At 62.8% G+C, this 19,414-nt stretch carries 16 protein-coding genes; 14 read left to right on the forward strand and 2 right to left on the reverse strand.

Annotated elements, in window-relative coordinates:
* Positions 1-35 precede the first annotated feature (35 nt).
* Positions 36-1,232: a citrate synthase family protein gene (locus GTW23_RS05710; RefSeq protein ID WP_252914982.1), complete on the reverse strand. Its 1,197-nt coding sequence runs from the start codon at positions 1,230-1,232 to the stop codon at positions 36-38.
* Positions 1,233-1,323: 91 nt separating this feature from the next.
* Here GTW23_RS05710 and GTW23_RS05715 point away from each other — a divergent pair, with 91 nt between their 5' ends.
* The 6 genes from GTW23_RS05715 (at position 1,324) to GTW23_RS05740 (ending at position 10,836) form a co-directional block, all read left to right on the forward strand.
* The gene (locus tag GTW23_RS05715) at positions 1,324-2,715 is read left to right on the forward strand and encodes a CoA transferase (protein WP_252914984.1); all 1,392 of its coding nucleotides are present in this window, start codon (positions 1,324-1,326) and stop codon (positions 2,713-2,715) included.
* Positions 2,716-2,920: 205 nt separating this feature from the next.
* The gene (locus GTW23_RS05720; protein ID WP_152008190.1) at positions 2,921-4,654 is read left to right on the forward strand and encodes a sensor histidine kinase; all 1,734 of its coding nucleotides are present in this window, start codon (positions 2,921-2,923) and stop codon (positions 4,652-4,654) included.
* On the forward strand, positions 4,651-5,991 hold the full coding sequence (locus tag GTW23_RS23465) for a sigma-54-dependent transcriptional regulator (RefSeq protein ID WP_252914986.1): 1,341 nt from the start codon (positions 4,651-4,653) through the stop codon (positions 5,989-5,991). The genes GTW23_RS05720 and GTW23_RS23465 overlap by 4 nt, the downstream gene beginning before the upstream one ends.
* 121 nt (positions 5,992-6,112) lie before the next feature.
* Entirely contained in the window at positions 6,113-7,111 is a 999-nt protein-coding gene (locus GTW23_RS05730; RefSeq protein WP_152008192.1) for a TAXI family TRAP transporter solute-binding subunit, read from the forward strand.
* A gap of 66 nt (positions 7,112-7,177) precedes the next feature.
* Positions 7,178-9,385 (forward strand): TRAP transporter permease, encoded by a 2,208-nt coding sequence (locus tag GTW23_RS05735; RefSeq protein ID WP_252914988.1) that lies wholly within the window; start codon positions 7,178-7,180, stop codon positions 9,383-9,385.
* A gap of 173 nt (positions 9,386-9,558) precedes the next feature.
* On the forward strand, positions 9,559-10,836 hold the full coding sequence (locus GTW23_RS05740) for a DUF3422 family protein (protein WP_193217219.1): 1,278 nt from the start codon (positions 9,559-9,561) through the stop codon (positions 10,834-10,836).
* 3 nt (positions 10,837-10,839) lie between these two features.
* Here GTW23_RS05740 and GTW23_RS05745 read toward each other — a convergent pair whose 3' ends face one another.
* Complete coding sequence (locus GTW23_RS05745; RefSeq protein WP_252914989.1) at positions 10,840-11,538, reverse strand: TetR/AcrR family transcriptional regulator; 699 nt, start codon at positions 11,536-11,538, stop codon at positions 10,840-10,842.
* A 79-nt stretch (positions 11,539-11,617) separates the two neighbouring features.
* On the opposite strand from GTW23_RS05745, the gene GTW23_RS05750 reads away from it, so the two are divergent.
* The 8 genes from GTW23_RS05750 (at position 11,618) to GTW23_RS05785 (ending at position 19,412) form a co-directional block, all read left to right on the forward strand.
* Positions 11,618-12,979 carry a flavin-containing monooxygenase gene (locus GTW23_RS05750; protein WP_252914991.1) on the forward strand — a complete coding sequence of 454 codons (1,362 nt, stop codon included), beginning with the start codon at positions 11,618-11,620 and terminating at the stop codon, positions 12,977-12,979.
* Positions 12,976-13,878, forward strand: a complete 903-nt coding sequence (locus GTW23_RS05755; protein WP_252914992.1) for a bile acid:sodium symporter family protein — start codon at positions 12,976-12,978, stop codon at positions 13,876-13,878. The genes GTW23_RS05750 and GTW23_RS05755 overlap by 4 nt, the downstream gene beginning before the upstream one ends.
* A complete protein-coding gene (locus GTW23_RS05760; protein WP_252914994.1) occupies positions 13,875-14,813 on the forward strand; it encodes an SDR family oxidoreductase in 939 nt (312 codons plus the stop codon). The genes GTW23_RS05755 and GTW23_RS05760 overlap by 4 nt, the downstream gene beginning before the upstream one ends.
* Complete coding sequence (locus GTW23_RS05765) at positions 14,810-15,577, forward strand: SDR family NAD(P)-dependent oxidoreductase (protein ID WP_252914995.1); 768 nt, start codon at positions 14,810-14,812, stop codon at positions 15,575-15,577. The genes GTW23_RS05760 and GTW23_RS05765 overlap by 4 nt, the downstream gene beginning before the upstream one ends.
* Before the next feature lie 157 nt (positions 15,578-15,734).
* A complete protein-coding gene (locus GTW23_RS05770) occupies positions 15,735-16,412 on the forward strand; it encodes a CerR family C-terminal domain-containing protein (RefSeq protein WP_252914997.1) in 678 nt (225 codons plus the stop codon).
* Positions 16,412-17,365 (forward strand): HlyD family secretion protein, encoded by a 954-nt coding sequence (locus GTW23_RS05775; protein WP_252915577.1) that lies wholly within the window; start codon positions 16,412-16,414, stop codon positions 17,363-17,365. The genes GTW23_RS05770 and GTW23_RS05775 overlap by 1 nt, the downstream gene beginning before the upstream one ends.
* A complete protein-coding gene (locus tag GTW23_RS05780; protein ID WP_252914999.1) occupies positions 17,362-18,279 on the forward strand; it encodes an ABC transporter ATP-binding protein in 918 nt (305 codons plus the stop codon). Before GTW23_RS05775 ends, GTW23_RS05780 begins: the two co-directional genes overlap by 4 nt.
* Positions 18,276-19,412, forward strand: a complete 1,137-nt coding sequence (locus GTW23_RS05785; protein WP_252915001.1) for an ABC transporter permease — start codon at positions 18,276-18,278, stop codon at positions 19,410-19,412. Before GTW23_RS05780 ends, GTW23_RS05785 begins: the two co-directional genes overlap by 4 nt.
* Positions 19,413-19,414: the final 2 nt, after the last annotated feature.

Raw genomic sequence — 19,414 nt, forward strand, 5'->3', positions numbered from 1 at the left:
GATCTCAAGCCAACTTGAGGTCAAGAGGAAAATGGCTAGGTCTTCTGACGATGAGTGGGGCGTTTGCCCGTATAAAGCGCCCTCGGTCGGATGAGCTGGTTTGTCGTACGTTGTTCCAGCCCGTGCGCGATCCAGCCGACCGAGCGGCCGATGGCGAACAGCAGGAAGGCTGATCCTTCGGGGAGTCGCAGATATCTCCTGAGTGCGACAAGGGCGAAATCGATCGACGGGGCAGCGCCGGACAAATCGTCGACAGCGGCCGTCAATTTTAAGGCTTCCGGGAAATCAGCCCCCATTGCCGAGAGCAGCGCCCTGGCGCGGATATCGCCGTCCGGATAGAGCGGATGACCGAAGCCGGGAAGCGCGCCGCCGGCCTGCAGCCGGTCGCGGAGGCTCCTGGCCGGGGCGTCGGGATCGATGCTGGTCCAAAGCGACTCGACGCTTGTCGTTGTGGCGCCGTGCTTGATGCCGCTCAGGGCCGCCAGAGCGCCGACAATGACCGCTTTCAGCGAGGCGCCGGTGGAGGCGATACAGCGCGCGGTGAAGCTCGAGGCATTGAGTTCGTGATCGGCGCAGAGAACCAGCGCCTGGCGGATCAGGCCGGCGCCCGCGGCGTCGACGCCCCAGCTTGCTGCGAGTTGCTGGTGGACCGGGGCGGAGGAGGGCGCCTGCCCGATCGCACAGGCCGCCAGGATGCGCACCAGATCCCCGCTGCCGCGCGCCAGCGCCGCCGGATCGGTCCGCCAGGCCGAAGTCGGTTCGTCACGTGCCGCCACGGCGAACAGCGGCAGCAGACTTTCGGCGGCCAGGGTGTTGCCCGCCTGCGAGGCGAGTTCGAGATAGGCCTTGATGGTGATGGGCGCGCGGCGTGGAAAGGCGGTCTCAACCGGCGCCTGCCAGAGCAGGGCGGCGATGTCTTCCAGCGAAGCGCCTTGCGACAACTCGACCGCGCTCTGGCCGCGATAGTAACACTCGCCATTCTCGATCAGCGTCAGTGACGATTCCAGCACCGGCATGCCCCAGTCGAGCGTCGCCCTGGCGATTTCCCTTGGCTTGCGGCCCCGCCGCCTTGTTTCGGCAAGCTGTTCGACGGCATCGGCGAGGTAGCGGCTCTGGCGCGGGTCGTCTCCCGGAAGTGCCTTGATCAGGCCGCGGCTGACATAGGCATAGAGCGTCTGGCGGGAGACGCCGAGGCGGTGGGCGGCCTGTCTTGCGTCGATGTAATCCGCCATTCGGGAAACCTGATAGTTGATTTATATGATCAATATTGACGATATACGGATCTGGCGGTTGTGTGAAGCTCGAAACCGAAAGGAGCCTGCCATGCCGCTGAGATCAACAGCCGAGACAAACGTGGTCTATCCGATGATTTCGGAGCTTTGGGACGCGCTCGGCGGAAAGCCGGGGATGTCCGGGACCGCAGAGATCGTGGGGCGCGGTGCGCTTCCGTCGGCCTTTGCCGTGAGCGATTTCGCTGCGGCTGCCGTGGCTTCGGCGGGGATGGCGCTTGCCGAATGGATCGACGCGCGGTCGGGCACGCTGGCATCCGTCACTGTCGACCGGCGGCTGGCGTCGCTGTGGTTCGGCTTTTCGATTGCGCCGCAGGGCTGGGCACTTCCACCGGCCTGGGACCCGGTTGCCGGAGATTACGCGTCGGCCGACGGCTGGATCCGGCTGCACACCAACGCGCCGCACCACCGCGAGGCGGCGCTGAAGGTGCTCGGGACTGCTGCCGAGCGCAGTGCGGTGGCGGCGGCGGTGGCGCGGTGGCGCGGGGACGAACTGGAAGCGGCCATCGTGGCCGAGCAGGGATGCGCGGCTGCAATGCGCAGCACGCGGCAATGGGCGGAGCATCCACAGGGGCGCGCGGTATTGGCGGAACCGTTGATGCGGATGGAAACGGGAGATGAAGCCGCGGCTTTTGAGGGCGCGTTTGATCTCTTGCGGCCGCTCAGGGGTCTCAAGGTGCTCGACATGACAAGGGTGCTGGCCGGACCGGTTGCGACGCGCTTTCTGGCCGGTTTCGGGGCGGATGTGCTGCGCATCGATCCGCCATCATGGCAGGAGCCGGGCGTGGTCCCGGAAGTCACGCCCGGAAAGCGCTGTGCGCGGCTGGATCTGAAGACCGGCGCCGGCCGGGAGCGGTTCAGGGCGCTGCTCTTAGAGGCCGATGTGGTGGTGCATGGCTACCGGTCGGAGGCGCTGGAAGCGCTGGGATTGGGGTCGGAGGTGCGCGCATCGATCCGCCCCGGCCTGATCGATGTGTCGCTCGATGCCTATGGCTGGAGCGGGCCATGGGTCAATCGGCGCGGGTTTGACAGCCTGGTGCAGATGAGTTGCGGCATTGCCGAGCTCGGTATGCGACAGGCGGGAGCCGACCGGCCGGTGCCGTTGCCGGTTCAGGCGCTCGATCAGGGAGCGGGTTACCTGATGGCGGCCGCCGTGCTGCGCGGCCTGGCGCTGCGCGTCCAAACGGGGACGGGATCGCGGTGGCGCACATCGCTGGCGCGGGTTGGCGGGTTTCTCGCAGCCTGCCCGCAGGGGCCGGTCGCCGATCCGATCGGCAAGGCCGAGCCGGCCGATTATGCACAGAAGGTGGAGAGTACTGACTGGGGGCCGGCGCTTCGATTGCGGTCTCCCTTGTCGGTGGGCGACGCGGAGATGCACTGGGGCAGGCCTGCGGGAGAGCTCGGGGCATCGGCGGCGGTCTGGTAGCTTCCGGATGGCCACCCTTAGGTCCTGACGGCTTCAGCCACCTTCTGCTCATTTCATCGGCTCCTGATGTGGCTGTCGCGCTCCGCCCCGCTCACCGCTGCGGGCGCGGCAGTCCACGCGGCAATCAGCCTTGGCGAAGGCGGAAGTTGCAGAAGTGCTTTTGTGTGGGGCATATAGAACCCGCAGAACCAAGAAGCAGGATATCATGCTCCAGCCTGCCACACAGAATGTCCATCCGATCATGGGGACGGCCCGCCGCAGCGTGGCAGTGATCCTGATCTCGATGACGGCTTTGTCCATCGGACTGCTGTTCGTTGTTTCGCTCGCCTATTTCAAATCCCTCGACCGGGAGGCGGCGGAAACGCGGCTGCTGTTGTACAAGCGCTCGCTCAATGACACGCTGAAGCGCTATCAGTATTTTCCCTTTGTTCTGGCGCAGGATCCGCTCACCCGGGAAACGCTGAACGGCGCCGACGACCTGAGACTGAACCTGCGGCTGGAGCGGTTTGCCGAGGAATCGGAACTCGAGGCCATCTATCTCATGGATGCGGACGGCCTGGTTCTGGCCTCATCCAATTTCAACCAGTCGCCTTCGTTTCTCGGCCAGAACTATGCGTTCCGTCCGTATTTCACCGAAGCCATCGAGGGCATGAGGGGAAACTATTTCGGCATCGGCGCAACGACCGGCAGGCCGGGCTACTTCGTCTCCGAGCCGGTGGTCGACGCCAGCGGCACTGTGCTTGGCGTCATGGCCATCAAGCTGGATATCAGCGAGCTTCAGCAAACCTGGGAGCAAGGCGAGGAGACGGTGCTTGCCTCCAATGCGGATGGCATCGTCGTGCTGGCGTCGAACCGTGACTGGCTGTTCGGCGGATTGGAAGACCTCACCGATGAAGCTGTTGCAAGGATGAAGGCAACCAAACAGTTCGGCGGCAGGACGATCCGCCGCTTGCCCTGGCAGACTGCGGGTGACGCGTCGGTGCGTTTGGGCGACAACAGCTACATCTATTCGGAGGCAGAAGCAGATTATCTCGGCTGGAAGGTGCACTACCTGCTCAGCGAGGCGCGGGCCTATGAGCGGGCGCTGCTGACGACAATCGTTTTCGGATCGGCGATTTCGTTGCTGGTCGGCATAGCAACCTACCTCAGATCGAAGCGGATCCAGACGGCATTGGCGATCTCCCAATCGGACCGCGACCAGTTGCGCGAAGCCAACAGGAAGCTCGAACAGGCTCACAGTGAGCTGGCGCGCTCCAGCAAGCTTGCGGCGCTTGGGCAATTGTCGGCCTCCGTGGTGCATGAGCTCGGACAACCGATCTCGGCGCTGCGCAATTACCTCACTGCCGCGGAGATTGCCGGCAACGGCAACACTTACCCCATCCATCAGAAGCTCAGTGGCGTGGTCGACCGGATGGAGAGCATCACCAGGCAGCTGCGTTTCTTCATCAAGCCGGGTGAAGTGAAGATGGAGCGGGTGGTGCTCAACGAGGTCATCGCGGGCGCACTCGAGCTGATGCAGCATGATTTTGCCATGGCGGGGATCGAGGTCAGCTGTGACATCGAGGGGACAGCGGAGGTCATGGGCAACAGGCTGCGGCTCGAGCAGGTTCTGATCAATCTCATCAACAACGCGCTTTATTCGTTGCAGGAAGAGGCAAAAACGCAGCTGAGGATCGGGCTTGCCCAGTCCGGAGACACAGCCGTTCTTTCGGTCGAGGATGAGGGCGTCGGCTTTGGCGACCGGTTGCTTTCGCAATTGCAGGAGCCATTCCACACGACCCGGGCCTCGGGAGACGGCATGGGCCTCGGGCTGTCGATCGCCTCTTCCATCGTCCGGGAGCACAATGGCGAGTTGAGCGCGGAAAACCGGGCTGAAGGCGGCGCTGTGTTTACAATCAGGTTGCCGCTGGTGGCGGCAAGATCCGGAGTTATGGCGTGAACCAGGGATATCGTATCACGGTTGTCGATGATGACAGGACAATGCGGGAATCGCTTTCCCATTTGCTGGAGAGCGCCGGTTTCGAGGTGGTGTGTCTATCCCGGCCGGAAAATGTGCTTGCCTGCATCCAGAAGCAGGATGCCGACGTGTTGCTTTGCGATGTGAGGATGCCGGGAATGAGTGGCACGGAGTTGCAGATGCAGCTCAAGGGCCAGACCAATGTGCCGATCGTGCTGATGTCGGCCCATGGCGACATTCCGATGGCGGTTTCGGCCATCCAGAACGGCGCTTACAGTTTCTTGGAAAAACCGTTTGATCCGCGGAGGCTGATCAAGCTGCTTGAAAACGCCTCGCAACTGCGCCGCCTGACACGCAATGCGGACAGACTCAAGACAAGGCTGGCGGAACTGTCCGGACTGGACCGGGTGATGATCGGCAACGCGCCTTCGATCAAGGCGTTGCGGGCAGAGATCGTCGATCTGAGCACGACCGATGTCAACGTGATGCTTCTTGGCGAAACCGGTACCGGCAAGGAACTCGTGGCAAAGGCGTTGCATGATCTCGGTCACCGATCCGGAGAACCGTTCGTGCCGCTCAATTGCGCGGCGGTGCCGGTCACCAGGTTTGAAGAGATGCTGTTCGGTACCGCGGAGAACGGCCCGGGCCTGCTGGCGCAGGCTGAGGGTGGCACGCTGTTCCTGGACGAGCTCGGCGCGATTCCGCTTGAAGTACAGGCCAAGCTGCTGCGTGTGATCGAGACCAAGCAATACACGCCGATCGACACCTCGAAGGCGATCAATGCCGATATCCGCATCCTGTCGGCGGCCCATGAGCGGCTGGAAGACATGATGAAGGAAGGCACGTTTCGCGAGGACCTGTATTTCAGGCTGAACACCATCATGCTGACAATGCCGCCTCTGCGGGCGCGGCGCGACGATATAACCACGTTGTACATGCACTATCTCGACGTCTTTGCCGCCACATACGAGACAGAGACGCCGACACTGACATCCGGCGATGTCGCCAGGCTGCTCGCCTATGACTGGCCGGGCAATGTGCGCGAACTGCGCAATGTCTGCGAACGCCACGTGCTTGCGGCGCGGCGCGGTGCCGGATCTGTCGACAGTGCGCTCAACGACAACCGGGACAGTCTGGAAGCCCCGGAAACCTTGCGCGAGGCGGTGGCTGCGTTCGAGCGGCAGCTGATAGGCAAGGCGCTGGCCCGGCACCAGGGCCGGATGGATGATGTCGCCACCGGTCTGGGTATTGGCCGGCGAACGCTGAACGAGAAGATCGTAAAACTTGGGCTGGACAAGGAAACCATCCTGAACAGTTGAGCTCTGCGGATTTCCGCAGGCTGTTTTCCCGGTACTGGCGGAATTTCTCATGGTACCGGATTTGCTTTATCATCTAAGAGTTACTCAGGCGCCGTGGAGGCGACGCTTCAAGGAGGAAAACATGAAGAAACTTACACTTCTGGCTGCAGGCGCATTTCTGGCGCTTTCGGCGACCGCACCCCTGGCCCAGGATGCCAAGGACTACGTTCTCAACACGGCTTCGACCGGTGGCACCTACCACCCCGTCGGCACCGCCATCTCGACATTGACCAAGGTCAAGTTGTTGCCGAAGGAGAACTTCAGCCTGACCGCAGTCAACTCCGCGGGCTCCGGCGCGAATGTGCAGGCGATGGGCGCAGGCACTGCCGATTTCGCCATTCTGCAGGGGCTGTTCGGTTCCTACGCCGCAACAGGGACCGGGCCGATCACCGAACCCCAGGAAAACCTGCGCTCGGTGACGATGCTGTGGCAGAACGTCGAGCAGTTCGTCATTGCCGCGGACAAGGCAAAAACCGGAACGGTCAGCGATCTTGTTGATCTCAAGGGCATGTCGGCGGGCATGGGCAGCCAGAATTCGGGCACCATCGGCTCGAACCGCGTGCTGCTGTCGGGGCTGGGTATCGACATCGATACCGATTTCGAACTCGTTTATGCGGGCTATGGCCCGACCACGGACGCTATGGCCAACGGCCAGGTTGTCGCAGCAGGCATCCCATCGGGGCCGCCGACCGGCGCGATCACCAAGCTGATGGCTTCCAACGAAGGCAAGTTCACGGTTCTCGACGTGAGCGATGAAGAGCTTGCGAAAATGGACGGCGGCCGGAATCTGTGGGTGCCTTACACGATCGCTGCAGGCACCTATCCCGGTCAGGAAAAGGACATCAACACGATTGCACAGCCGAACTTCCTGGCGGTGAACGCGAGCGTTGACGAAAACCACGTCTATCTGCTGACCAAGACAATGTACGAGAATCTCGGCTTCCTGACAGCGATCCACCCGGCCACCAAGGTGATGGCGGTGGAGAAGGCCATGGCCGGCCTGCCGGTGAAGCTGCATCCGGGTGCGGCGCGCTTCTACAAGGAAGCCGGCCTGGAAATCCCAGCACACCTGATGCCGTAACAGCGCGGACCAACCAATCTGGGGCGGGGGGAAACTCCCGCCTCTCTGGTACTGCCTGAAACAAACATGATTGGCATCAGGATGAAGACCGCAGATCCGGCACTCACCCCACCTATCGATGACAGGGCGTCCTGGCTCGGGCCGCTGCCGATGCAGGGCAATCGGCTCAGAATGCTGGTTGTTGCCTTCGCGATCTGTTTCGCGCTCTGGCACATCGCCACCAACATCTGGCTCAACGAGCCGGGCAAATGGCAGAACGCCATCCATTTCGGCGGGTTTGCCTTTCTCGCCGCGGTGACAATCAGCCCGTTCGGCCGCAATGCAGACAAGTCCTGGGCGCTCGCGTTCGATGTCACCTACGGCATCCTGATCGCCTCCGCAGCGCTGTGGGTCGCCTATGCGGAAAATGGCGTTTACGAACGTACCCTGGCAGTCACCGGTCAGTCCTGGCAGTTCACCTGGGTGGACTGGGCGGCTGGCGGCCTGCTTATATTTGCGGCTCTCGACCTTTCGCGCCGCGTCTCGGGCTGGGTCATCCCGATCCTGATCATCATCTCGCTGAGCTACATCCTCTATCTCGGCAGCTATCTGCCCGGCGTGTTCCGCGCCGCCAGTCTGCCGCTCAATGATGTCCTGTTCAGAACGCTTTACAATGACGAGGGCATGTTCGGCATCCTTGCCAGTATTTCCTCGACCAACATAACCCTCTTCATGATTTTTGGCGGCTTCCTCGTCGCCTCCGGCGCCAGTGATTTCGTGATCGAGCTGTCGAAGGTCGTGGCCGGGCGCACGCGCGGTGGCGCGGCATTCGTCGCCGTCCTTTCATCCGCGCTAACCGGCACGATCAGCGGATCGGCAATCGCCAACACCGCCTCGACCGGGGTCATCACCATTCCGCTGATGAAATCCAACGGCTTCCGTCCGAGATTTGCCGCCGGCGTCGAGGCCGCCGCCTCCACCGGCGGGCAGCTGATGCCGCCGATCATGGGCGCGGGCGCATTCGTGATGGCGAGCTACACCTCGATACCCTATTCCACCATCGTTTCGGTCTCGATCATTCCGGCCTTTCTGTATTTCCTCTCCGTGGCTTTCATCGTCCGCATTGAAGCGGTGAAGCATCAGGTCGGTGAGGGCGTCGACCTGGTGGTCAACAAGGGCAAGCTGGTTTCCGGAGGCCTTGTCTTCGTCCTGCCACTGGCGGTGATGATCTATCTGCTGATGGGCGGGGTGACCCCGAGCTATGCAGCGTCATGGGCCATCGGCGCCCTGGTGGCGGTGTCGTGGTTCACCTCCATTGCCGCGCGTTTTGTCGGGCCCGGTACGTTCGAACCGGTGCAGATGGGGCCGTCGAAAATTGGCGAAGCGCTGCTGATCGGCATGAAATCGTCGATCATGACCGGCATTCTGCTGGTGGCCATCGGCATCATGAACAACGCGATCGTGACCAGCGGTATCGGCAACGGGTTCTCGCTGATGATCGCGCAGTGGTCCGGCGGTTCACTGGTCATCGCCATCTTGCTGATCGCCCTTGCGTCGCTCGTGCTCGGCATGGGGCTTCCGGTGACGGCGGCCTACATCATCCTGGCGATCCTGACCGCGCCGGCGCTGGCCGGCATCCTGGCCGACAGCCTGATCATCGATCAGCTGGTCCAGGGCATTGCCGATCCGGCCAAGTCGGCGATGTTCATGCTGGTCGACAGTCCCCATACCGCAAAGATTGCCACCGGCATGTTGCGTGAGGAGGCGGTTGCACTGATGGCGGCAATGCCGTTCGAACTGGCGATCACCGTGCGGCCGCTGCTGGTCGACCCGGCGGCCCAGGCGGCGTTTTTGCTGACAGCGCACCTCATCATCTTCTGGCTCAGCCAGGACAGCAATGTGACGCCGCCGGTCTGTCTGGCTGCCTTCACCGCTGCCGGTATTGCAGGCTCCAAGCCGATGGCAACGGGGTTCGAGAGCTGGAAGATCGCCAAGGGGCTTTACATCGTGCCGCTGATGTTTGCCTACACGCCGCTGATCACCGGGTCTCTGGACGAGGTGCTGCAAATCGGTTTCTTCGGTCTGTTCGGAATCTATGCCACCAACGTGCTGATCCAGCGCTATTCCGAGGGGCCGCTCACTCCGCTGCTCTACGGCATGGTCATCCTCGGTGCGGCTGGATCCTACTGGCCTCTCAACTGGACGGCCAATCTCATCGGAGCCTGCCTTGTCGTGATGGTTGTCGTTATCTCCGGCCGCCGCGGTCGCGTGCGGGCAGGCGTTGCGGCCAGTTGAAATGCCCCCAGCCTGTCGCTTCGGGTTGCAAAACTGATCCCTTTGCGTCCGATCCGCGTATGGTGTCACATATGGCCTTTACGTGATCTATATGCTGGCTCTAAATGCACACCATTCGGGGCGGGCAGCAATCGGGCATTCCGATCGGGCCGGCGATGACAGGGATGAGCAGCATGGGCAGATTTTCTTTTCCGATGGCGCAGGGACGCGCGGAAGCGCTGGGTGAAATCCACGCCCGCCCCTTTGCTCTCGTCGGCCAGTCCCGGGTAATTTTCCAGCTGGCGTTTCTCACCGAGGGCGGCTCGGTAGTCGATCACGCGGTCCTGGCCGGTCTGGCGCGGGCCCGGGGCGTTGCCGCGCCCGGTCGCGATGCCGCGCATTTCGCCATGGGTTGGGGGCAGGGCACCCTGCGCTGGGAACGGCACACGGAATTCTCGACCTATTTCTGGGATGCGCCAGCGCCGTCACGGTTCGGCGATGCACTCGATACCCATCCCTTCGGCGACCAGTTTTCGCCGCCTGGCAGCCTGATTGCCGGGGTGCGGCTGGAAGTCCGTCCGGAATCGGCGGAAACACAGGCGGCGCTCGAGAGTTTCGATCCGACCAGTCTTTGCCTGAGCGAGGTCAAGGACGGACAGGCGCTGATCGCCACCGACTTCCGTCAGGACGGGGACGGCCTGACCCGGATCCTGGTGATCGACAAGGGCATGACCGATGCCGGTCGTGGCGCGGTGGTGCAGCGGCTTCTCGATATCGAGACCTACCGCACGCTTGCCGCACTCGGCCTTTCGCTGGCGCGATCGCTGTCGCCCGAGATGCGGCGGATCGAGGACGGGCTGACCAAGATCACGCAGGGCATGAAGACCGGGGCCAGGGAAAATGCCGACAGCCTGCTGGCCGACATTACCGTGCTTGCCGCCGAGCTTGAGGCCAATGCAGCGCTCAGCCTCTACCGGTTCGGGGCAAGCCGGGCCTATTACAACATCGTGGGGGAGCGCATCTCGTCGCTCAACGAGAGCGGCCAGCCCGGTTTCGAGACTATAGGTGCCTTCCTGGAAAAGCGGCTGGCTCCTGCAATGCGCACCTGCCAGTCGATCGAGGAGCGCCAGGCGAACCTTTCGCGCAAGCTGTCGCGCGCCACGGCGCTGCTTCGAAGCTGGATCGACGTCGAACTGGAACAGCAGAACAGCGCGCTGCTGAGTTCGATGAACCGCAGGGTGAAGCTGCAACTCAGGATGCAGCAGACCGTCGAGGGGCTCTCGGTGGCGGCGATTTCCTATTACATCGTCGGTCTGTTCGGTTACCTGGTCAAGCCGCTCGACGGTCTCGGGTTGCCGATCAAGGCGGGCATGATGTCGGCACTGTTCGTGCCGGTGGCAATCGGCTTTACCTGGATGGTGGTCCGCTCGATCCGCAAGGGGCATGCGGTCGAAGACAAGGCCGGGGAATAGAATTCAGCGGTTTGGAGCAGCACCAAGCGCGGCGTGCATGCCCGCTTCGCAGAACCTGACCAGATGATCGGCGAGCCGGTCCATGGCGGGTTGATTGCCGGCAGCCTTGGACAGGGCCTCGATCCGCCATGTCGAGGTTGACAGCGACAGCATCGAGGAAACCGAGAAGATGAAGCTCACAGCGATCGTCGACCTGTCGGCATGCGGGAACAGCCGCGCGATCTCGGCGATGAAGACCCCGGCTGTCGGGTCGAAGCAACGCTCGGAGATCCTGTGCCAGCGGGCGTCGGCTGAGACCATTGCCACCAGCCGTGCATAAGCCAGCCATTGCGGGTCGCCGGCGACAGCCTTTTCGAGATAGGGGCGCAGAAAGGCAGACAACAAGGCCTCAAGCGTTGGCTCGGTGTCGAGTGTCTTCAGCGCCGACAGTGCATCAAGCCGCAATTGCGACAGTTCCGAAGCGCGCCGTTCGACGACGCGCTCGAACAGCGTTTCCTTGCTTACATGGTGGAAGCTGATCGAGGCGATCTGTGTGCCAGCGGCCTTGGCTATGTCGCGCACCGAGGCGCCGTCATAGCCACGCTCGGCAAACAGCCGCTCGGCGGCATCGAGGATGCTCAGGCTGGTTGCCAGCGACCGTTTGGAAACGGCGCGGCGGCGCGGCTTTTCCGGTGCTGAGGCGCTTGATGATCTAAGGTTCATGATTCATCTTGCCTTAAATTGAACGATCGTTCAATATTGAGTCGAGGAAGAAATCCACTGAAGCCAGGGAGGGGGACAGTTGGACACGAGAGTTGAGACGGCCCAGAAGGATGCGGCCGGGCCCGGAGATCTGCGCGGTCATTATGCGTTGATCGGCGCGGGCCCGATGGGGCTGGCCATGGCCAAGACGCTGATAGAACAGGGCATCCCCTTTACCGGATTCGAGCTGCATTCCGACGTCGGCGGCCTGTGGGACATCGACGGTCCGAAGTCGACCATGTACGAGACCGCGCACCTGATCTCTTCAAAGAAGATGACCGAGTTCACGGATTTCCCGATGGACAGCCAAGTGGCCGAATATCCGTCGCACCGCGAACTCAAGGACTACTTCCGCAAGTTTGCACAGCATTTCGGGATTTATGATCACTACCGCTTTGGCGTCGAGGTGCTGAGCGCCGAACCTCTGGGCGAATCCGGTGATGGCTGGCGGGTGACATGGCGGGACGCGGACGGTTCCGAACATAGCGCGGAGTTTGCCGGGGTGCTGATCGCCAACGGCACTTTGTCGGAACCAAACATGCCCGAATTCAAAGGCAGCTTTTCGGGCGAGTTGATGCATTCGAGCGCCTACCGGGACCCGGAGGTCTTCAAGGGCAAGCGGGTGCTGATCATCGGGGCGGGCAATTCGGGGTGCGACATTGCCGTTGACGCCATCCATCACGGCAAGAGCTGCGACATCTCGATGCGTCGCGGATATTACTTCGTGCCGAAATATGTGTTCGGCCGGCCCGCAGACACGATGGGCGGGGCGATCAAGCTGCCGATGTGGCTCAAGCGCCGGATCGACGGCATGATCCTGAAATGGTTTACCGGAGACCCGTCCAAATACGGGTTTCCGAAGCCGGACTATGCGCTTTACGAATCCCACCCGGTGGTCAATTCGCTGATCCTGTTCCATGCTGGCCATGGCGATATCACCGTGCGTCCGGATATCGACCGGTTCGATGGCAACACGGTGCATTTCAAGGATGGGACGCAGGCGGAATACGATCTCATACTGGCCGCGACCGGCTACAAGCTGCACTATACGTTCATCGACAAGGCACTTCTGAACTGGCAGGGCGATGCGCCGCATCTGTTTCTCAACTGCATGCATCCCGAGCGCGATGATCTGTTCGTGCTTGGCATGGTGGAGGCTTCCGGCCTCGGCTGGCAGGGGCGCCACGAGCAGGCCGAGATGGTGGCGCGTTACATTGCCGGGCTGAAAAACGGTGTCATGGCCGCCACAGCACTGCGGGGGGAAAAGGCCGCGGGCTTCAAGCGCGCCACCGGCGGCATGAACTATATCGATCTGCCGCGCATGGCCTACTACGTCGACAAGGCGACCTACCGAAATGCCGTGACCAACTGGGTCGCGGCGCTGAAGGGGGGCGGCAAATGAGCGATATCGACGCCATCAGGCTGAACTTCAGTCCTGAGAGCCTGATGCTGCTCAATGCCATCCTGGCGATCGTCATGTTCTCGATCGCGCTTGACCTCAGGCCATCCGACTTCCGTGCGCTGGTGCGGACGCCGAAAGCCCTGCTCACCGGCATGGTGTCGCAATTCGTGGTGCTGCCGGCGCTGACATTCGCGATGCTGCTTGCGACCAATCCGCAGCCATCGATCGCGCTGGGTCTGATTCTGGTGGCGGCCTGTCCGGGTGGCAACATTTCCAATTTCATCACCCACCGGGCGGGCGGAAATTCGGCGCTTTCGGTCTCGATGACCGGGGTTGCAACGCTAGCGGCCATCATCATGACGCCGTTCAACGTCGCCTTCTGGGGCAATCTCTACGAGCCGACACGGGCGATCCTGCGGCAGACCACCCTGGACCCGGTGTCGATTGCCATCACCGTGTTCTTCATGCTGCTGCTGCCATTGATGCTCGGTGTTCTGCTCAATGTTCGGCTGCCGGATTTTGCCGCAAGGATCCGCAAGACCATGCAGCGGATCTCGATGGCGATCTTCGTGAGCTTCATCGTGCTGGCGCTTGCCGCGAACTGGGCGTTTTTCCTGTCCTATGCCGGTGCTGTCGCGGGTCTGGTGATCCTGCACAATGCGCTGGCATTGTCGGGCGGCTATCTGTCGGCCCGATTGGCAGGGCTGTCAGAATATGACCGGCGGGCTATCACGATCGAGACCGGTATCCAGAATTCGGGTCTTGGCCTGGTGCTGATCTTTGCGTTCTTCGGCGGGCTCGGCGGCATGGCGGTGGCCGCGGCATTCTGGGGTGTCTGGCATGCGATCTCCGGGCTTGCCCTAGCGGCACTCTGGTCGCGCCGGGAGGCCCGGCGATGAGCCGCGTTCTGGTGACTGGCGCTGCCGGAGCGGTCGGGCAAGTGCTCATCCAGGAACTGGCGGCCGCCGGTGTCGAGACGCTGGCGACCGACATTCGCAGGCCTGGCGACATGCCCGATGGTGTCGGGTTCACGAAGCTCGATGTGCGCGGCAATGATGCGAAACGCGTCATCAGCGGTTTCAAGCCCGACGTGATCGTGCATCTGGCATCGATCGTTTCGCCGTCGCGCGGCATGACCCGCGAGTTTGCCCATGATGTCGATGTGAACGGCACGCGCAACGTGCTTGATGCGGCCCTCAGCCACGGGGTGAAGCGCCTGGTGGTAACCTCGTCGGGGGCGGCATACGGCTATCACGCGGACAGTCCGGTGCCGCTTCGCGAAAGCGATCCGGTGCGGGGCAATCCCGAGTTTCCCTATTCGGACCACAAGCGGCAGGTGGAGGAAATGCTGGCTCAGGCGCGCGCTTTTCATCCCGGTCTTGAGCAGGTTGTGCTCAGGGTGGGCACGGTGCTCGGCGCCGGGCTTGAAAACCAGATCACGGAGCTGTTTCACCGGCCCAAACTGATCGCGGTCACGGGATCGGACAGCCCCTTCGTGTTCATCTGGACGCGGGACCTGGCGCGGATTCTCAAGCGCGCGGCGGGCGCGGGGCCGGCGGGCATCTTCAATGTCTGCGGGGACGGGGCGCTGTCGGTGCACGACCTCGCGAAAGCGCTCGGCAAACCGGTGATGGCGCTGCCGGCCTGGGTGCTCAAGGCTGCGCTCGGCATCGCTCGGCCGCTGGGCCTTTCACGCTACGGACCCGAGCAGGTCCGGTTTCTGCAATACCGCCCGGTGCTCGACAATACGGCCCTGAAGACCGTGTTCGGGTACAAGCCGGAGCTCAGCAGTGCCGAGACATTTGAGCTTTGGCGCAAGGCGGCGGGTCTATGAGCCGCGTCGCAGTCATCACCGGCGGCGCCGGCGGGCTTGGACAAGCGCTGGCTCATCAGCTTCTCAAGGAGGATTGGCGTGTCGTTCTGATGGACCTGCCGGGTGCCTTGCAGGTTTTGAAGCTTGAAAGCGAGCGGGTGGAGCGTGTCGCCTGCGATCTGACCGATGAAGCGGCGGTTGCCTCGGTCTGCGCCGGGATTTCGACGCGGCATCCGGCACTCGATCTTGTCATCCACAATGCCGGGGTCACCCAGATCGGGCTTTTTGACGAAACCACTCTCGCCTCGCAAAGACTGGTGATGGAAATCAACTATTTCGGTTCCGTCCGGGTTGCGGCGGGCCTGCTCAAGGCGGTGCGGGCGGGTAAGGGGACGCATCTGGCGGTCTCGTCGGTGGCGGGCTTCGCGCCGCTCTACAAACGCACGGCCTATGCCGCGAGCAAGCATGCACTGAATGGCTTCTTCTCCTCGCTTGCCTCGGAAGAGGCGCAGCACGGGGTCAGGGTTGTGATCGCGGCTCCGTCGTTCGTTGCGACCAATCCGGGACGCCTTGATGCTGGAGAGGACGGCATAGGCAGGCCGGGGGCGGCCACGGACGGGTTTGACGAGATGAGCCCGGAGCAGGCCGCCGGTATCATCCTGGATGGCTGGCGGCGCGGGAAAGACTTCATTCCCGTCGGCCGGGTGGCAAGCCTTGGCTGGCGCATCAACCGGCTCTCTCCAAGGCTCTACAACTGGCTGATGATGCGGAAGATCCAGCCCTAACCCAAGCGTCTTTCCGAGACGCTGCTTGAGAAGGGACCCGGCTTTCCATGGGCGGGTGGCTGGTGAAGAAGCAGGTTTTCCACAAAATTCAATCAATCGATTGATTAATTTTTGGAACGGCGTTAGGGTTCTGCCAGATCACGTTCCGGAAGGTACCATGAACCAAAGTGCCGAAACCTCACCCAACACCGCGAAAGCCGGAGACCAGACCCGTATCGCGCTGTTGATGGCGGGCATCCGCCTGTTCGGGACAAAGGGGTTCGAAGCCACGTCGACGCGGGAGATCGCCGCTGCCGCGGAGGCAAACATTGCCTCCATTGCCTATCATTTCGGAGGCAAGGAGGGCTTGCGACTGGCCTGCGCGGAAATGGTCGGGAGCCGGATCCAGAGTGTTGTCGGTCCGGCGCTGATGGCCATCGATCCCAAGGATGACCCGGTGCTGGCGCAGGCCGCCTTCGAGCGGGTCCTCATGGGGGTGACCGATTTCATGCTCGGGCAGGTCGAGGCCCGCGACATTGCAGGCTTCATGGTGCGCGAGCTGGGAGCTCCAGGCGCCGTTTTCGACCGGGTCTACACCGATTTCATCCTGCCTGTGCATCGCAGCCTGTGCGACCTCCTGGGACTGGCCACCGGCCAGGATCCGGAAAGCGACCTGATCCGCCTTGGCACCTTCAGCATTGCGGGTCAGGTCGTCTATTTCCGTATCGGGCACGCCATCGTCGCAAGGCGGATGGAGTGGAAAGCCGTCGGACCGGATGAGGTTGGCACCATCAAGGCGGTGATCCTGGCCAATATTCGCGCGTTCATCGCCACCAACAGAAAGCAGCAGCCATGATGTCCTTCATCTGCGCCCTCCCCATCCTTGCCAGCCTGTTTGCTGCCTGCGGTAGTGCCGGACCGCTCGCGGTCGGGTATGTCGAGGGCGAATATGTCCTGGTCGCCCCCATCGAAACGGCCCAGGTCGTGGATCTTGCGGTCAGGCGTGGCGACAGGGTCGCCAATGGACAGGCGCTGGTGCGGCTTGAGCGGCGGGATGCGGAGATTGCCGTGGCGCAGGCTGAAGCCGGGTTGGCGCAGGCGGAACAGCAGCTGGCCAATCTGCAGGAAGGACGACGTCCGGAAGAAATAGCCAGCATCGTCGCCTCGCTGAGATCGGCCCAGGCCCAGGCGGCGGAGGCCGAACGGGTCCTGCAACGCCAGTCGGACCTGCTCAGCCAGGGCATCTCCACCCAGGCGGCCTTTGACTCAGCCGCGACCGCGGTCGAGCTCAACAAGGCCAAGGTCAGTGAGCTCGAAGCCAATCTGGCGGTCGCCAGGCTGCCGGCACGCGAAAACGAGATCAGGGCCGCGCAGGCTGCGGTAGACCAGGCCGCCGCGGTGCTCGATTCTGCTGAGTGGCGGCTTTCCAAGCGGGTGCTGTCGGTCCCCTTGTCCGGAGTCGTCTCGGACATCATCCGCAATGCCGGCGAGGTGGCAGGGCCGCAGGCGCCGGTCTTGTCGGTGCTGCCTGAAGGTGCGGTCAAGCTCAAGGTTTATGTGCCGGAAACCGCGCTTTCCAGCATCGGGGTGGGGGAAACCCTTGTGGTGCGGTGTGACGGTTGCGGTGACGGCATGCGGGCAACGGTGAGCTATGTTTCGCCCGATCCCGAGTTCACCCCGCCGGTTATCTACTCGCTGGAAAACCGCCAGAAGCTGGTCTATCTGGTCGAAGCGCGCCCCGCTGCGGATGCCGGCGCATTGATGCCCGGGCAGATCGTTGACGTCGACCTTGCCGGGAGCGGACAGTGAACGCGATCGAGGTCCAGGGGCTGGTCAAGCGTTTCGGTGACAAGACCGTTGTCGACAATGTCTCGATGTCGGTGGCCGAAGGCGAGATCTCGGGATTCCTCGGGCCGAACGGATCGGGCAAGACCACGACGATCCGGGTCATGTGCGGGCTGCTGACACCCGACGAGGGCGAGGGGAGGGTACTCGGCCATGACATCCGCACCGATGGGCAGCGGATCAAGCGCGAGGTCGGCTACATGACGCAGAGGTTCTCGTTTTACGAGGACCTGTCGATCGAGGAGAACCTGACCTTCGTCGCCTGGCTTTACGATCTTGATCCGGTCTCCGCCGTCGTGCGCGATACGCTGGAGGATCTGGGGCTGTTCTCGCGGCGCAAGCAGCTGGCCGGCACGCTTTCGGGCGGCTGGAAACAGCGCCTCGCGCTTGCCGCCTGCATCATGCACAAACCGAAGCTGTTGTTGCTGGACGAGCCGACCGCAGGGGTCGACCCCAAGGCGCGGCGGGAGTTCTGGGATGAAATCCACATGCGGGCCAGCGCCGGTCTGACGGTTCTGGTATCGACGCACTACATGGACGAGGCGGAGCGTTGCCACCGGATCCACTACATTTCCTATGGCAAGCTGCTGGCCAGCGGCACCGTACCGGAGGTCATCCGCGATGCGGCGCTGACCACCTTCGTTGTCGAGGGCGGTAAAGTCACCGAGGCCGCGAGGATGCTGCAGGGCATGGCGGGCGTCGACCAGGTGGCGCCATTCGGGCTGACCCTGCATGTGGTCGGTCAGGACAGGCAAGCGCTTTCGGCGGCGATCGCGAGCGTGGCCGGGCAAACCGGGATCAGCTACATCGAAGGCAGCACCAGCCTCGAGGATGTTTTCATCCAGTTCATGGGCAAATCGACGGACAACATGGCATGAACACGCTGTTCTCGTTCCGCCGGCTGATGGCCATCATCACCAAGGAAGCCATCCAGATGCGGCGTGACCGGATCACCTTCGCGATGATGCTGGGCGTGCCGCTGATGCAGCTGGTGCTGTTCGGCTTTGCCATCAACAATGATCCCAAAGGGCTGCCGGCGGCGCTGGTGACCACCAGCCAGGACCACTACACCCGCGCCATGGTCTCGGCGATGGAAAACACCGGCTACTACCGCTTCGATCACGTGGTGGCGAGCGCCGAGGAGGCCGACCGGCTGATCAAGTCAGGTGCCGTGTCCTTCGTGGTCACGGTGCCTTCGGATTTCGCGCGGCGGGTGGAGCGCGGCGATCATCCGCAGATCCTGATCGAGGCTGATGCAACCGATCCGTCGGTGGCTTCGGGAGCGATCTCGACGCTCGGGACCGTGGCGGCGCAAGCATTGCTGCGCGAGCAGTCCGCCGAAGCGCAGGCCGCCGAGCAATCAACCGCAGCACTCAATGTGGTCGTGCACCAGCTCTACAACCCGGAGGGCATCACCCAGTACAACATTGTCCCGGGTCTCCTGGGCGTGATCCTGCAACTGACCATGGTGATGATGACCTCGATGGCACTGACGCGGGAAACCGAGCGCGGCACCATGGAGAACCTGCTTGCCATGCCGGCGAGCCCGCTGGAGATCATGCTCGGCAAGGTTCTGCCCTTCCTGGTCGTCGGCGGCGTGCAGGTCCTCGTGGTGCTGGTGGCGGCCAAGACGTTGTTCGGCGTGCCGTTTGTCGGCTCGCTCTGGCTGCTCTTGGTCAGCATCCTGATCTTCGTGCTGGCGCTGGTTCTGCTCGGCTACGCGTTTTCCACCCTGGCGCGGACCCAGATGCAGGCGATGCAGCTGACTTTCTTCTTCTTCCTGCCTTCGCTGCTGCTCTCGGGTTTCATGTTCCCGTTCCGCGGCATGCCGGCCTGGGCGCAGGCGCTCGGAGAAATCTTCCCGCTCACGCATTTCCTCAGGATCATCCGCGCGGTGATGCTCAAGGGAGCCGATCTGCAGGGCGTGGCGACACCGCTCGGCGCGCTCATGGTCTTTGTCGCGGCCTACATGGTGCTGGCGCTGATGCGGTTCCGCCGAACGCTGGATTAGGA

The sequence above is a fragment of the Parahoeflea alexandrii genome (assembly GCF_024105735.1).
Taxonomy (GTDB): Bacteria; Pseudomonadota; Alphaproteobacteria; order Rhizobiales; family Rhizobiaceae; genus Hoeflea; species Hoeflea alexandrii.